Annotated in this window: 13 protein-coding genes and 1 riboswitch; of the genes, 4 read left to right on the forward strand and 9 right to left on the reverse strand. The window is 36.3% G+C overall.

Going from position 1 to position 14,521, the window contains the following annotated elements:
* Window positions 1-7: 7 nt before the first annotated feature.
* Together ACFX40_RS03555 and ACFX40_RS03560 are read right to left on the reverse strand one after the other, a co-directional pair.
* Window positions 8-565: a PIN domain-containing protein gene (locus ACFX40_RS03555; RefSeq protein ID WP_377254159.1), complete on the reverse strand. Its 558-nt coding sequence runs from the start codon at window positions 563-565 to the stop codon at window positions 8-10.
* A gap of 60 nt (window positions 566-625) precedes the next feature.
* Window positions 626-1,588, reverse strand: a complete 963-nt coding sequence (locus tag ACFX40_RS03560) for a hypothetical protein (RefSeq protein ID WP_377254161.1) — start codon at window positions 1,586-1,588, stop codon at window positions 626-628.
* Window positions 1,589-1,870: 282 nt separating this feature from the next.
* Here ACFX40_RS03560 and ACFX40_RS03565 point away from each other — a divergent pair, with 282 nt between their 5' ends.
* Window positions 1,871-2,347, forward strand: a complete 477-nt coding sequence (locus tag ACFX40_RS03565) for a helix-turn-helix domain-containing protein (protein ID WP_377254163.1) — start codon at window positions 1,871-1,873, stop codon at window positions 2,345-2,347.
* A 159-nt stretch (window positions 2,348-2,506) separates the two neighbouring features.
* Here ACFX40_RS03565 and ACFX40_RS03570 read toward each other — a convergent pair whose 3' ends face one another.
* Window positions 2,507-2,875 carry a hypothetical protein gene (locus ACFX40_RS03570; protein ID WP_377254165.1) on the reverse strand — a complete coding sequence of 123 codons (369 nt, stop codon included), beginning with the start codon at window positions 2,873-2,875 and terminating at the stop codon, window positions 2,507-2,509.
* Window positions 2,876-3,717: 842 nt separating this feature from the next.
* Here ACFX40_RS03570 and ACFX40_RS03575 point away from each other — a divergent pair.
* A complete protein-coding gene (locus ACFX40_RS03575) occupies window positions 3,718-4,032 on the forward strand; it encodes a hypothetical protein (protein ID WP_377254167.1) in 315 nt (104 codons plus the stop codon).
* Between the two features lie 99 nt (window positions 4,033-4,131).
* Here ACFX40_RS03575 and ACFX40_RS03580 read toward each other — a convergent pair whose 3' ends face one another.
* From ACFX40_RS03580 to ACFX40_RS03590, 3 genes are read right to left on the reverse strand one after another with little or no spacing between them, the layout of a single operon-like run.
* Complete coding sequence (locus tag ACFX40_RS03580) at window positions 4,132-5,253, reverse strand: class II histone deacetylase (protein ID WP_377254169.1); 1,122 nt, start codon at window positions 5,251-5,253, stop codon at window positions 4,132-4,134.
* A 38-nt stretch (window positions 5,254-5,291) separates the two neighbouring features.
* A complete protein-coding gene (locus tag ACFX40_RS03585) occupies window positions 5,292-6,164 on the reverse strand; it encodes a carbon-nitrogen hydrolase (protein WP_377254171.1) in 873 nt (290 codons plus the stop codon).
* A gap of 52 nt (window positions 6,165-6,216) precedes the next feature.
* On the reverse strand, window positions 6,217-7,596 hold the full coding sequence (locus tag ACFX40_RS03590; RefSeq protein WP_098333721.1) for an APC family permease: 1,380 nt from the start codon (window positions 7,594-7,596) through the stop codon (window positions 6,217-6,219).
* Window positions 7,597-8,230: 634 nt separating this feature from the next.
* Window positions 8,231-8,316: riboswitch (cyclic di-GMP riboswitch) on the forward strand.
* Between the two features lie 23 nt (window positions 8,317-8,339).
* Here ACFX40_RS03590 and ACFX40_RS03595 point away from each other — a divergent pair.
* Window positions 8,340-9,842 (forward strand): glycosyltransferase family 2 protein, encoded by a 1,503-nt coding sequence (locus ACFX40_RS03595; protein ID WP_377254173.1) that lies wholly within the window; start codon window positions 8,340-8,342, stop codon window positions 9,840-9,842.
* 34 nt (window positions 9,843-9,876) lie between these two features.
* Here the strand turns inward: ACFX40_RS03595 and ACFX40_RS03600 are convergent, their stop codons facing one another.
* Window positions 9,877-12,321: a sensor domain-containing protein gene (locus tag ACFX40_RS03600; protein ID WP_377254175.1), complete on the reverse strand. Its 2,445-nt coding sequence runs from the start codon at window positions 12,319-12,321 to the stop codon at window positions 9,877-9,879.
* Window positions 12,322-12,530: 209 nt separating this feature from the next.
* Here ACFX40_RS03600 and ACFX40_RS03605 point away from each other — a divergent pair, with 209 nt between their 5' ends.
* Window positions 12,531-12,809 (forward strand): hypothetical protein, encoded by a 279-nt coding sequence (locus ACFX40_RS03605; RefSeq protein WP_377254177.1) that lies wholly within the window; start codon window positions 12,531-12,533, stop codon window positions 12,807-12,809.
* A gap of 40 nt (window positions 12,810-12,849) precedes the next feature.
* Here ACFX40_RS03605 and ACFX40_RS03610 read toward each other — a convergent pair whose 3' ends face one another.
* Together ACFX40_RS03610 and folE are read right to left on the reverse strand one after the other, a co-directional pair.
* Window positions 12,850-13,776 (reverse strand): NAD(P)/FAD-dependent oxidoreductase, encoded by a 927-nt coding sequence (locus ACFX40_RS03610; protein ID WP_377254179.1) that lies wholly within the window; start codon window positions 13,774-13,776, stop codon window positions 12,850-12,852.
* A 48-nt stretch (window positions 13,777-13,824) separates the two neighbouring features.
* Window positions 13,825-14,469 carry a GTP cyclohydrolase I FolE gene (gene folE / locus ACFX40_RS03615; RefSeq protein ID WP_377254181.1) on the reverse strand — a complete coding sequence of 215 codons (645 nt, stop codon included), beginning with the start codon at window positions 14,467-14,469 and terminating at the stop codon, window positions 13,825-13,827.
* Between the last annotated feature and the right edge of the window lie 52 nt (window positions 14,470-14,521).

Raw genomic sequence — 14,521 nt, forward strand, 5'->3', positions numbered from 1 at the left:
CTCCTCTTTACTCCCACTTAAATCTCTTGGCTTCTCGTGTCTCACTATCAAGAATCCAGTCGGTTAATTTATGATTTTTTTTATCAATAAACAAAGCCTTCAAATTGTATTTGGATTTAACAGATTTCATCAAATTTAAATTCAAAATATCTGTGGCAAAGTTTCGATCGTTTGTTAATATCGCCAAACTAGAATGTCTTCTTGCTTCCATTAAAATAGTCAGCATCGCAACATCATTAAATTTTTCTACTGTGCCAATAAAATCCGATTTCATCAGATGACCATAATTTTTTGTAATTAGCGCTTCTGCAATTCTTAACCCGTTAAGTGCATCTGTTCTCACTTGCAAATTTTCAGTACCTGAACGCTTACTTAAATCCTTAAGTTCCTCCATCACTGTTCTCGGAACATAGATAGAGGAATTTTGATCATTCGTAGTTTCTCTTGCTTTTTTTATAGCTAAAATCAAATCGTTTTTTAAAAATTTGCAAAAGTGATCATGCATAAAGGCATTTGCGTCGGCAATAAAAATATAATTTTGTAGATTAATATTATGAATAATCACCAGTATCAGCTCCTGTGTACGTTCTAGTTTTAAATTCAAGACTTATTTAATAGGAAAAGATTACTGATGAATGATTTGAATTAAGTCTTTGGCCAATTCTATCTGAATTTCCTGTTCTTCTTTTGTATCCATTGATAACGAAAGTACTTTTAACTGTAATTCAATCACAACGGGATAAACGTTCGTTTCGTCCTCATCTAACGTCATTTCTAACTCAAAAATATCTCCTTTTAAACCCTTCAATTTTTGACGATTTTCTGTTGATGATGTTAACTTATATAGTTCCGTTACTAAACTATGAACCCTATCAAGCTCGATCTCAGCTGCTTCACTATCTTCTACTTTATCTTCATCAACTGCCCAGTCTTCTTGCTCTTCTAAATTAAAATTATTGTCGTCTTGAAATAATAAGTCGTCTTCTTGTGAATCAAATTTAATTCTCTCTTGATTTAACATGTCCAATTCGATCTCTCCTTCGTTGTTAACTTCACTTGTTGATGAATCTTGTAGTATTAATTGAGTAAGTTCCTGAACTAAATAGTCAGTGAGTTCTAGAACGCGATTCTCACTCACAAAATGCGAAATTACTGCAGTTCTTACTAAAATTTCTTGAAACCATCGGAAACGATACTCATCAGCATTATCTGGATATAAATGATTTGCAAAGCTAGCATCAAAAAATTTATTATATAAAACTACTTGATGTGTATAATCACCGTCTATTACATCAATGTCTACATAGTATGAAATTAATTTTTCACTATCTTTTTGTTTAGAGAATAAATTTAATTTAACCAAATCACACACTACTGAGTTTTGCGTCAAATAAATTAAAAAATCACTAAGTTCAGTTGGAGTGATATTTTTCACTGCTTCATAGTTTAATGCACTATATAAAGTTGCATTTTCTATTTGTTCTATTGGTAAAGAAAACTGATGCTTTAAATAATGAATTGTCTCCTGAGAGAGCTGTTCAATTATAGAGCTCAGGCCATTGAGTTGTTCCGGACTAGTATGGTTCAAAATTATTCCTCCTCTAAATCGTAAAATGTTGTTCACAAGTAAAAATATAACTCACTGTGATATTTTTGTAAATATTTTTTTGTGATTTTTTATAAATATTTTTTAAAAAAGCGATTTATGATAAAAAATCACAGCTATTTACGGCTTATTTGTTTATATACCATACTATTTGCACCTTTTACTTCTCTTTTGAATTAATACGTTAGATTAATTTATTTACTCTGTGAAACCTGTTATAATTGTAATAAATCACAATGAAATAAAGAAAAATGGAGAGATACTATGATAGATAATGATGAAAAATATATTCTTCTCGGACAAAAAATTAAAGAGATTAGAAAACAAAAAAAATTAACAATGAAAAATCTAGCTGATCAAACAGAACTTTCACAAAGTGCTATTTCCATGATTGAAAACGGATTACGTCAACCTACTCTTCAAACGCTGAAAAAAATATCTACCGAACTAGGTGTTGACTTAACAAAATATATAAATTTGGAAACTGAATATGCTAGTACAGAACACATCGTAATTGAAAGTTTGGGATTTCAACTGACATTAACGGAGAGTAATTTTGAAAGCGATTCAGGTGATCATTCTCTAAATAATGTGATTAAGCAAAAAATGATTCATACTATTGCTAGCCTTTTAAATGAGAAACCGAATCAAGACATTTTAAATGCCGAGATACGAGCTGCATTAAAAAAAGAACTTGAAATAAAAGAACAAGAATTAAGAAAACAATTAGGTAAACTATAGAATGAGCATTTGTCCTAAAAGTAAGATTACGGATTATCATAACAATAATATTGTCCTTTGTATGTTGATTTACCGTTTTACATACGAAACGGTGAATCAACACTGTTTGGAGTTAATTTAAATTTATAAATATTCGCCAAAACCAATTTAAAATATGTACTAGAAAATATATTTAAAAAGAAAATAGCCTCCGATAAGCACAACAACCCAAACTAAACAGCCACTACCTGAAGACTGAGATTCCCTTTTTCTTCCTGCTTTCATCTGAATAATTTGGACATTCTTATCTGTTTTTTTGGATTTCATTTTGGCTTCTTCAATAAAATACTGCAAATTTTTTTCGGAAATTTTAAATTTAAAAACTTTATTAAAATAACCTTTATTGAATTCTTGAATACAGGCAATATCAACTTTATGTTGAAAATGATTATTAAATTGATCTAAACATTCTCGTAAATCATCGGCCTTATATTCCATAACTTTATATTCATTCTCATGGTCTACATATACAACTTCATATGTTTTCAATATACCCTCTCCTACTTGTTAAAACTTTAAATACTCATTTGTATCTCTTTTATCCTATGACTATATATACAACGGTAAATAAAATCTTCTTTATAGTAAATTTATACAAGGATAATTATACTATATTTTCGAGATTTTTTTACATTATTTTTATTAAAATATATGAATCTAAAAGATTATTAACTAATAAATTTTAACAAAATAAATATTTTATTATTAAACAAAAGTACTTAAGAATTAAATTTGATTATATTTAAGATAATTCCTTATTTTATTTTTACCTTTTCAAAGACAGCCGATTTAATATATTAGAAAATTGTTATAAATCTACTATAGCTACTAACTCTACTGTTACTGTATAGTTTTGTAGAAAATCCCCTTAAAAAACACTCTGCATCTTGTCCATATTTACAGCTATAAAGCCTTTAATTTTATCAATACCAAAAAAGGTAGAATAACTACCTATTCTACCTTTTTACAGAACTTAATGATAAAACCGGTATTTCTATCCAAGTCCCTAAAAAATGTCGATTATTTAATTCTATAGTATGGATATCAACCGATGATTGATAAACCATACGCAGACATTTAGCAACTCTTTACTATCTAACAACCCATTAAGCCTCAAATATGTATCTCTTATTTATAGTATGTATCTATATGTAGATTAAATTTTTATATTCTCTGTTCATTTTCTTTTAGAATTTTATAGACGCTGTTGCTAGAACTGTTCTCTATTTACTTACCATAAAAAGAATACTTTACTTACCTCTCCTTCAAAAACCCCTCATATTCTTGTACAATACTTATTTATAACTACTAAAAAGACAGGAGCCTTCATCATGCACATTCTACAACACATTTTTAAAACTCATAACTTTGCACTAACAAACATAACAACAAAAGGACTTGAATACAGACATCAAGAGACTGAAGATATTATCTATTTACTTCCAACAAAAGAAATAAACCTTGTAGTGAGTCCTCTTTCATTTGATGTGGACTTAAGTCAAAGTGATGGAAAAGTTCATAGTACGGCGTTAAAACATTTTCCAAAGCGGTTAAACGGAGGCAAACAGCCAATTTCTTTTGGCTATTCGTTTAAATTTAAAACGGAAGAAGCCTTAAGTAATTTTTTACACACCTTAAATAGATAATGCCAAGAAAACCAAACAAAAAAGAGAAGGTTCCCCTTCTCTTTTTCTCCACTATTTATCTCCAACATATGTAAGCTGTACAGCTTACATCCCTACTTCTCAACAAAAGCTTTTCTTCTCAGCAAACTTCCAAAAACTTCTCTGATAGTTTATAACGTTATCTACTGCTTCGAATAAAGCAGGTGGTGTATTTCTTTGCGGCAAAACGTGCGGATCTTTCCAGTTCACATTTACACCGGTAAGGCCTTCAATAACTCCCATGGTTGCAATAGGAAGGTATGCTAGGTTATATCCTCCTTCTTGTGCTACAATGAGCCTTCCTTTACAATGTGTTTCTGCTAATTCTCGAATCTTGTTTGCCATATATCTAAACCCTTCTCTTGTCACCATTAAACGAGAAATCGGATCCAATGCATTTGCATCTTGCCCCGCTGATATTATGATAAGCTCCGGCTTAAATTGACTAATAGCTGGTGCGATGATAGATTCGAATACATATTGATAACCTTCATCTCCAGTCAGGGGAGGCACTGGTATATTTATATTATATCCTTCCCCTTTTCCTTGTCCGATTTCATGTACCTGCCCGGATTCCAATGGAAAATAATCTTCTTCATGAATGGAAATAACAAGTACGTCGTCACGTTCATAAAAGATGTCTTGCGTTCCGTTTCCGTGATGAACATCCCAATCCAAGATAACAACCCTTTCTAACCCGTAATGTTCAATTGCATAAGCACCACCTACAGCTACATTGTTATAAAAACAAAAGCCCATTGCTTGGTCTGAAGACGCGTGGTGCCCTGGTGGACGTATTTGAGCATAGACTTTACTTATTGTTTCACTTTCCATTACGGTATCTACTGCTTTCATGACGGCACCTGCGGATAGCCTCGCGATCCCTTCTGTTTCAGGAGATGCATAAGCTTCAGGTCCAATTTCCCTTGTTCCTGCTTTACATGCTTTTTGAACACGCTGGATATGATCTTTAGTATGGACCCGCAGTAAATCTTCATCCGTTGCTTCATAGGGTGATTGTCTAACTAAGTGCTTTGCTAAACCACTTTTTTCAATCATTTCTTTAATCACAGTCATGCGATGCTTGTTTTCAAACTCGTCACAAGGCTCTACTACTTCTCCACCTTCAAATATGTACTGAACTTTTCCTGTATCATGGTGTAGAAATCGTTCATCCCAAATCCAGCTTGTTTTAGATAGCATATCGTCTCGTTCCTTTCTTTTTATAGTAAGAGTTAAATTTATACGTTTGAAGGTGTACGGAAAGCTTCTTTCCTTAATAATAATTCGTACGTATCTGGTCTTCTGTCACGCATAAACTGAAGCAAATTACGGGCCGAATCAATTTCTTTCAAATCAACTTCTTGAATCAAAATCCCTTCTTCATCCGTTAAAGATTGTAGAATTTCTCCCATCGGATTGCTTACAAAGCTACCTCCATAAAATGTCATCTCTTTTTCCGTTCCTACTCGGTTCACCGCAGCAACAAAGACTCCATTTGAAATCCCGTGTGCTGAAATAGCTTTTTCCCATACGGGACGAGTTGAAAGTTCAGGGTGATCAGGCTCTGAACCAATCGCAGAAGGATAAAATAGAATATCCGCTCCTTGCAGGGATAAAATTCGCGCTACTTCTGGGAACCACTCATCCCAGCATATTCCTACTCCAATTGTTCCGTATTTTGTTTCATATACAGGATATCCCGTATTCCCTGGAACAAAATAATATTTTTCATGATAATTCGGCCCGTCAGGAATGTGGTTCTTTCTTGTAATTCCTAAGCAAATTCCGTCCGCATCGAATACGGCTGCACTATTAAAATAAACGCCTCTAGCCGCTTTTTCATAAAAAGGAACAATTAATACAACTTTCAGTTCTTCTGCAAGGTCTGCCATCTCTTTTAATATGGAGCTATCTGCTGGTATAGCTAGTTCATATCCTGCAGGTGAAACACTTTGAGGGAAGTACTGAGCGTTAAATAGTTCTTGTAGACAAATAATTTGAGCTCCATTTGAGGCCGCTTCTTTAATTTTATTGAGCGTATAGTTAATATTAGCTTCAACATTTTCTTCACACTTAACTTGAATAAGACCAACTTTTACTGTTTCTTTCATTTTAACCTCTCCTTTTATGTTAGAAATTTCAGATAATAACCAACGTACTTTATCAAGATATATGTTCGGTTTTGAATTTGTTTGGCTCTGTTTTTTCATCAAAAGTAAACTGCGGCGGGGCCTTTGTAAAAAATGACGTCTTGTATAATAGATAAATAAAGCCTATAACAACCCAAATGCTCCCTAACGAAATAGATTTTATATCTAAGCTCGTCCATAGCCAAACTGTAAAGACCGCTCCAATAATAGGGCTGATTAAATAACGGCATGTGCTTTTAAAATCTCTTTGTTTTCCACGGATATAATAGTGAAAGATAACAGAGATATTTACAAATGTGAATGCAATCAACGCACCAAAATTGATAAAGGAAGCGGCTGTAACGACATCCATTACTAGTGCACTTAATGAGAGTACCCCAATAAAGATCACGTTTCGCGATGGTGTTTTATATTTGGGATGTATATAGGCAAATAGCCTTTTAGGCAGCATTGATTCTCTGCCCATTGCATAAAGCAGTCGTGAAGCACTGGCGTGTGAAGAAATTCCTGATGCAATCGTTGAAGTGATAATTCCGGCAAGAAAGACGGATGAGAAGAGCGTTCCTCCAATATAAGCTGCTATTTCAAACGAAGCTGAATCTACAACTTTAAATGAATGATAGTTTGGATAAACAAGCTGGGTAATGTATGAAACGAGTATAAAAAGTATTCCTCCTATAAATGCTACAAGAAGGATAGCCTTTGGTACATTTTTCTTTGGATCAACCGTTTCTTCAGAAAGCGTAGTCACAGCATCGAACCCAAGAAAAGATAAACAAAGAATTGAAGCTCCTGAAAGAACGAAAGAAAAAGAATCCTTTGAGTCAAAGAGATGCAAAGAAGAAAAGAACAAAATATCACTTTCTCCTTCTATCATTCTCTTAATGGATAAAATAACAAATAGAGCTGTTATAAGAAATTGAAAAAGTACAAGTATCCCGTTCACTTTTGCTGTCATTTGAATACCAAACACGTTTATACAAGTAATAATAACAATAAAAAGTAGAATCCAAAAAGTCGATGGAATAGACGGAAACGCAGCGGATAAAAAAGTTCCTGCTAGCAAAAAATTAATCATTGGTAAAAAAAGATAATCTAAAAGCACAGACCAGCCGACCAGGAATCCTATATGAGGACTTATAGATTTTTGAGTATACGTATAAGCAGATCCTGATAAAGGATATTCTTTAGCCATATGCCCGTAGCTGTATGCGGTAAATAGCATGGCTGCAAGAGCAAAAGCATACGCCATAGAAACCATGCCATGCGTAGTTTGAGCCACAACTCCATATGTAGTAAACACTGTCATTGGAGCCATATATGCAAGCCCTAAAATAACAAGTGATCGAAGCGTTAACGTACGAGCAAATGTAGCACTTTGATTACCTTTCATCTTGTTTCACCTGCTTAACTAGTATCATTTTCATATAATACCCCCTTCTAATTCTAATACCTATAAATGAATGACTATCATTCATTTATGAGGCGATATAACTTCAATTCAAAAATAACCACAAGAATAATGAATGACTATCATTCATTACTTTATCATTATAATCGATAGATTTTTCTTTGTCTTTAATTTTGTCAGAATTTTTAACATATTTACTCCGAAAAATTTATTATATGTAATTATAAAGTAATTTACATATTCATTTACATATTCACTTACCTATTAATTTATCGCTTTCCAGAGTTCATCTCCCGCATTTTTTGCTTCAACTCTTTTTCTTCTACCCACCCCGTTCACAGGCCATACATAACAAGATTTTAACTATTACTCTCTTTATTTTCTTCACTTCTTCCTTCCACCTTTTTGACTCACAAAAACAAGGCTACATAGGCAACCAGTAACTGATATAAGGCTATATCTTTATTTTACAATTTACTCCTTATCGAAATTTGTCGAACCTTTTTAGGGTAATTCAACCTATTTTTATGGTAAAATCTAAAAAAGATATTCGTTATATAGTATCATTTCGGATGTTTCGTTCTTTAAAGAAAACAAAAGTAGTGAACTTAACTTGTTCAGTTAAAGGCAAACCAGTCGAAAGGCTGGGACGCAAAACTTCAGGTCTAAGGTCTTTAGGACTAGGATAGCTGGGTTTCCTGATATATCAGGGGGTAAAGGAAAACATGAACAATCAGCGTGTCGTTACTGGAAGTATTGGAGCTTCGTATATGAGGCCGCGCATCGTGGCTTTTATTCCGGCGCACAATGAAGAGAAATCAATTCGCGACTGTTTGGCTGGGTTAGGCGATCAGCTTCTTCCAAATAATGTGGAGCTCGATGTATTTGTGATTGCAGATAACTGTACGGACCGCACGAAAGAAAAGGCGGAGCTGGCCGGAGATGAATTTGATTTAAATGTAAAGGTACTGGTCACTGAAGGCAATAAACAACGAAAAGTCGGCGCGTTAAATACGGCTTGGAAAAAGATATATGGAGATACACTGGATTTATATAATACGACGCTGACGAAATATCAGCAGCTGTATAAAGAGTCGATTAAAGCGATTTTAGGGATGGATGCAGACAGCCGCTTAGCTCCAAAAGCACTCATTAATTTATGGGAAGATTTAATGACATCCCGAAACATCGGCGGCGTAATGGCAAAATATACGATGAGAATGCCTAAAAAGAAAAGCTCGCTGTCAAAAGATGACGTGCGTTACGAAGAAAAGCTTGCAAGCGGCGAGTACGGCGGACCGATCGCCCGGTGGTGGACGCATCAGCAAAAGCAGGATATGGCAAGCTGGCTGTTAGATCTTCAGTATCACGGCGGAAGCACGTACGTACTCGGCGGTCAGGCTACGCTGTTTCGCCCGGAAGCGCTTCAAAATATAGTGGAAGAAAATAAGCTTGACGGTCCTTGGCAAAATGACAGCGACGTTGAAGATATGCTTCTGACGTGGCAGCTGCAAAAGTCCAATTGGAAAACGTTAATCAGTCCAGGCGCTCGCTGCTTCGTGGACTCAATGAGAAGCTATCACACGTACCGTGAACAGCGTAATAAATGGAAGTCCGGGACCGTGGATTTACTAACAAACGGAAACTTGGACGTCAGAACCAAGCATAAAGGAAAGCTGTGGCGTTCACAGATCAAAACGCTGTGTGATTTACTTATTCGCCTGCTGTTTATTTTATTGTTATCGGCTGCGCTTGCGACCGATCAATTTTACTGGTCGTGGCTTTGGGTCATTCCAATCGCGTTAGCTTCTGTCTTAAATATTATGCTCGCTGTCAAAACGCCGATGCACAGGCCGATTGATGTAATACTGGCCGGTCTTTTGATTAGTCCGGAAATTTATTTGTGGGTAAATTTAATTACGTTTGGTCAAGTATGGATGGAAAGGCTTGCGGCTAATAAAAAAGACGGCTGGGCGAATCAATACAACGCGGAAAACGGGAAAACGCGCAGTAAATTAGGGCAAGGCATTTTAACGGGGTTTGCGTTTACAGGAATGATTGTTGTCCTGTGCATTTATTTCCGTGACTACTTAACGAGCCCTTCCGTACAGCAAGCCATTTATCCGTACTTAATGAACGGCTGGATCTTACTCACGTATTTGACCATCTATCAGTCTCTTTATATGTTTTACCAAATTTGGACGCTTCGAAAACCTATTCAAGCGTAAAAAAAGTGATGTCTCCGTGGAGACATCACTTTTTTTATAGAAATCGTTCCTTTAAATATTCGGCAATTTTTTGAGGCGCAGCCGGCTGACTCACAATATAGCCTTGAATAAAGGAACATTCGTGCTTTTGTAAAAAGGCGAGCTGCTCTTTTGTTTCAACGCCTTCTGCGATTACTTTCATGTTAAGAGCATGAGCTAAGTACAAAATGCTTTTTGTAATCGCCTGCTGCTTTCCTTTATCAGTGGCGTGTTGAATAAACGTTTTATCGATTTTTAACGTGTTAAATTCGAAGTCTTTTAAATGTGATAACGAAGAAAAACCCGTACCAAAATCATCTAAAGCAAACGTTACGCCGATTTTCTTTAATTCGTCCATGACTTTTTTTACGTGTTCTTCATACTGAATAATAGAGCTTTCCGTTACTTCAAATTCTATAAATGAAGGGTCGATATTGTAATGAGCTAACGTTTGTTGAACGTGCTCCACAAACCCTCGTTTCAGCAAATGTTTAGACGAGACGTTAATCGAAACGGGCACGGTTTGTAACCCTTGATTCTTCCACTGCTGCAGCTGCTTGCACACATGATCAATTACCCAGTCGCCGAGTTCAATAATTAAATGAGTTTCTTCTGCTAATGGAATAAAGTTTTCCGGTGATACGCGTCCCCATTCCGGATGATTCCAGCGAATTAATGCTTCGATACTATCAATCTCTCTGCTGTTTGTATGAACCTTTGGCTGATATTCAATAAAAAATTCATTTTGAAGAAGTGCGTTGCGCAGTCCTTTTTCCAGATGATAGCTTTTATACGTCTCGCTGTCCATTAACGGCGAATACAGCTGCCAGTAGCTTCTCCCGATTTCTTTGGCACGGCGCATAGCAAGGTTGGCATTCGTTAATAAGGTTTTCACATCTTCACCGTCATGCGGGTAGATGCTGATTCCTATACTGGCTGTGACGTACAGAGAAAAGTCGTCAATGGTAATTTCTTTTTCGATTTCTTGAAAAAGTGCTGCGGCTAGCTTTTGACATTCATTTATATGTGCAAGAGATAAAAAACAAATCGCAAGCTCGTCTTCTCCTGCTCTAGCTAGCATTACATCTGGCGCAACGAACTTTTTTAACCGATTGGCGATATGCTGCATCAGGCGATCTCCTACGTCGTGGCCTAATGTATCATTAATATGTTTGAAACGATTCAGTCCTACATAAAAAACCGCTAATGAATCTTTTTCTTTTTTCATTTGCCGAATGAAATTTTTTAATTTCTTTTCAAACTTTCTTCGATTCGGTAAGTTTGTTACATGATCGTGAGTCGCAAGATATTCAACTTGATCCATGTACTTTTTTTCTGCGGTGATATCTTCAATAATGCCGTCTATGCGCACCAGCTTACCGTTCTCATCAAGTGTTGGAATGCATCGATCTTTTACCCATTTCATCTCTCCTGTTTTTGTATAAATCCGATACTGCTGACGAATCGTTTTTCCTTTTTGCAGCTGATGCTGCGCTTTTGCCACAGCTGGTTTATCTTCAGGGTGAATAAAGCTTTCCCACAGATCTCTATCTTCTAAAAATTTAATTGCATCTTCTCCGTAAATGTGGCTAACACCGTTTGAACATACAATCATTTTATTGCTTGGCACATCAACGGACCATATTCCGGCATCCAAATTGTTATAAATCGTTTGAAACTGCTGTTCTTTTTGCTTTAATTCATTCGTAATCACTTTTGATTCGGTAATATCATGAACAACGCCAATCAGCTGTATGACGTTTCCTTGCTCATCTGCTACTGCATCCGCTTGCTCAAACACCGTACGTTCTTCGCCATTTGGCCGCATTAGCGCGTATTCAATTTTATAGCTTTCTCCCGTTGAAAGTGCCTCTGTAACTGCTTTTTTTAACCTTTTTTGGTCACATTCTTTAATAAATTGAAGAACATCTCTAAAAGAAGGAGTAAAGAGCTGACCAGGATTTAATCCGTAAATATTATACAGCTGAGGTGACCAATAGCTTTTATCTTCCGTCACGTCGTAATACCAGCTTCCCACATTCGCAAGCTTTTGCTCCATTTTCAAATGCGTTTCTAACTGAGAAATGTGATTGGATCGCTCCTGCTCTTTTGAATCATCTCTGCATACGGCATAGACACCTGCTACTTGCTCATTTACGATAATAGGAATAAGCGTAATATATAAATGAAGTTCTTTTTTTGTTTTATGATTGATTGTCGTTGAAAAATGAACTTTTTCCCCTTTTAAAGCCCTTTGAAAAAGCTCTTGGGCCTGCTGTTGTTTCGACTTATGTATAAGAGCTGTCAGCTGCTGGCTTTTTTGTTTGTGTTCGTTTCCTGTTAGCTTGAAGGCTGCCTCGTTGCTAAACATGATATCCCCTTCACAGTTGATAAAAAAAATACCTTCACTGTATTCTTTCAAAAGCTGCGTGTTCAAACGATCAAGATGTTTCATGATCATGATCGACTGCTCCTTCTCCGTATTTTTATCTGGCAAGGTCTCATGCTGCCTCCTTTTATCCATTTCTTCTATACTAGTAGAATAAGTTACATTTGACATATATTTTACCCTACTTTCCCCAAATGAGGAACATCTCAGGTAAAGATAGCCGAAAAGGTTTTTAAAGTCTTTTTCATTTGGTAAAATAAAACATATAAAGGAGGGATAGCGTGACGCAAAGTGCTAAAAACCATGATTTATTTTCTAGAGGTTCTTTTCAAACCGCTGCTTTTCTGCTTCTTTTCTCGCCTCTTTTTACTCGTTTGTTTCAGCAGAACGTCTGGGCATATATAACGGTCGCTTCTATCATGGTTCTTTTTAATTTCATTACCGAATGTATTCTAGTAAAAAGAATCAGCGCCGCTCCGAAAAACTACACTGCTTTTTTCCAAACGATTTGTCTGCCTGTGAACGTACTTCTGCTATGTTTCTTTTACTATGTTACGTAAAAAAGCATCTATCAATTTGATAGATGCTTTTCTTATATTATCAATCATTCAAAAGACTCGATACATGCTTGGCTACAATCGCTCCTTGACCGGCTGAAGAACTGATACTAGAAAACAAGGGAGTCGTGCAGGCGTCTCCAATGGCATAAATAGATGGATTGCTGCTTTGATGCACTTCATTGATGACGATGAGCCCGCTTTGTGTAGTCGTGACTTTTTCTTTAATAAGTTCAACATTGGGCGCTACGCCTAGTCTGATCAGCACTGCGTCTACCAATAAATTCTCGCAGTCACTGTTTTTACTTTTTAAATCGATCGATGTGACGTGATGCTTTCCGTGGATAGCCGTCACTTCCGTGTCTGTCATCACTTTAACACCGGGGTCGGAAAGCACTTTTTCAACGTATTGTTCTCTTGCTTTAAAATGCGTAGAACGATGAATCAGATATACTTCTTTTGCTTTTGATGCTAAAAGATGTGCTCCTTCAAACGCTCGGTCTCCTCCGCCAATGAGAGCAACCCTTTTGCCTGTTAGCCGTTCTCCGTCTGCTGAAGCAGAGTATACTTCTCCTCGGTCAATCATTTGCTGTTCACCCGGCACTCCCAGCTTTCGCTGACTAGAGCCCGTTGCTAAAATAAGATACGTATAGCCAATTTCCTTTTCCGTTTCTTGCTGCTTTACTTTTACTGTTTTAGAACGTTCGTCAATGGAAATTACTTTTGTATTCGCTTCATATAAACAGTCCATATCGATAAAATGCTGAACCATTTTACGCTGCATTTCGATTCCATTTTCCGCTTGTATTCCGGGATAATCAATAATCTCATTGTAAATCGTAAACAGCTGTCCGCCTAACTGTGCCTGCTCTTCAAGAAGCAAGCACTCAACGCCTAGCCTTTTACACCACACGGCAGCAGAGATGCCAGCGGGCCCTCCGCCAATAATCAGTACGTCAACGTGTTGCATACAGCTCACCTCGCTTCTGCTTCTCAGCTTATATGGCTTGTTGTTTCTTTACATTTGTCGCTGTAAAAGAGATAAAAATTCTCCGCGAACCTCTGGTTTTTCCATAAACGTTCCTCGAACGGATGAAGTGGCTGTAGAAGCTGAAGATTTTTTAATTCCTCTTCCGCACATGCACATATGCTTTGCTTCAATAATCACCATAACTCCTTTTGGCTCTAACACTCCTTCAATTGCATCTGCAATTTCATTTGTTAGACGTTCTTGAACTTGAAATCTTTTTGCATATCCTTCTACCGTACGAGCGATTTTAGATAAACCTGTGATTTTTTTATCCGGTATATACCCAACGTGGGCAACGCCAAAGAACGGCGCAAAGTGATGTTCACACATTGAGTGAAATTCAATATCTCGTATCAATACCAGTTCATTGTGATTCACATCGAATGTTTTTTCCAAATGAGCTTTCGGATCTTCTCGGTAGCCTTCCGTGTATTCTAAAAATGCCTTTAACACGCGGTACGGCGTCTCTTCAAGGCCGTCTCTTTCCGGATTATCTCCGCATAAATCGATCAGTTCTTTCACCGCATTCATAAATGTGTCAGCTTGACCTATTTTTTTATCTATTTCAGTTGAATTCGTGCCTACTGTTTCTAAAAATTTTTGAGCAATTAAATTTTGTGTACTAAGTGCCATCTTTTTATATCCTCTTCCCTTTTCTTAGTAAGTTTATTTTCAAATGATGGTT

It is taken from the genome of Priestia sp. YIM B13552 (assembly GCF_042787775.1).
Taxonomy (GTDB): domain Bacteria; phylum Bacillota; class Bacilli; order Bacillales; family Bacillaceae_H; genus Priestia; species Priestia megaterium_E.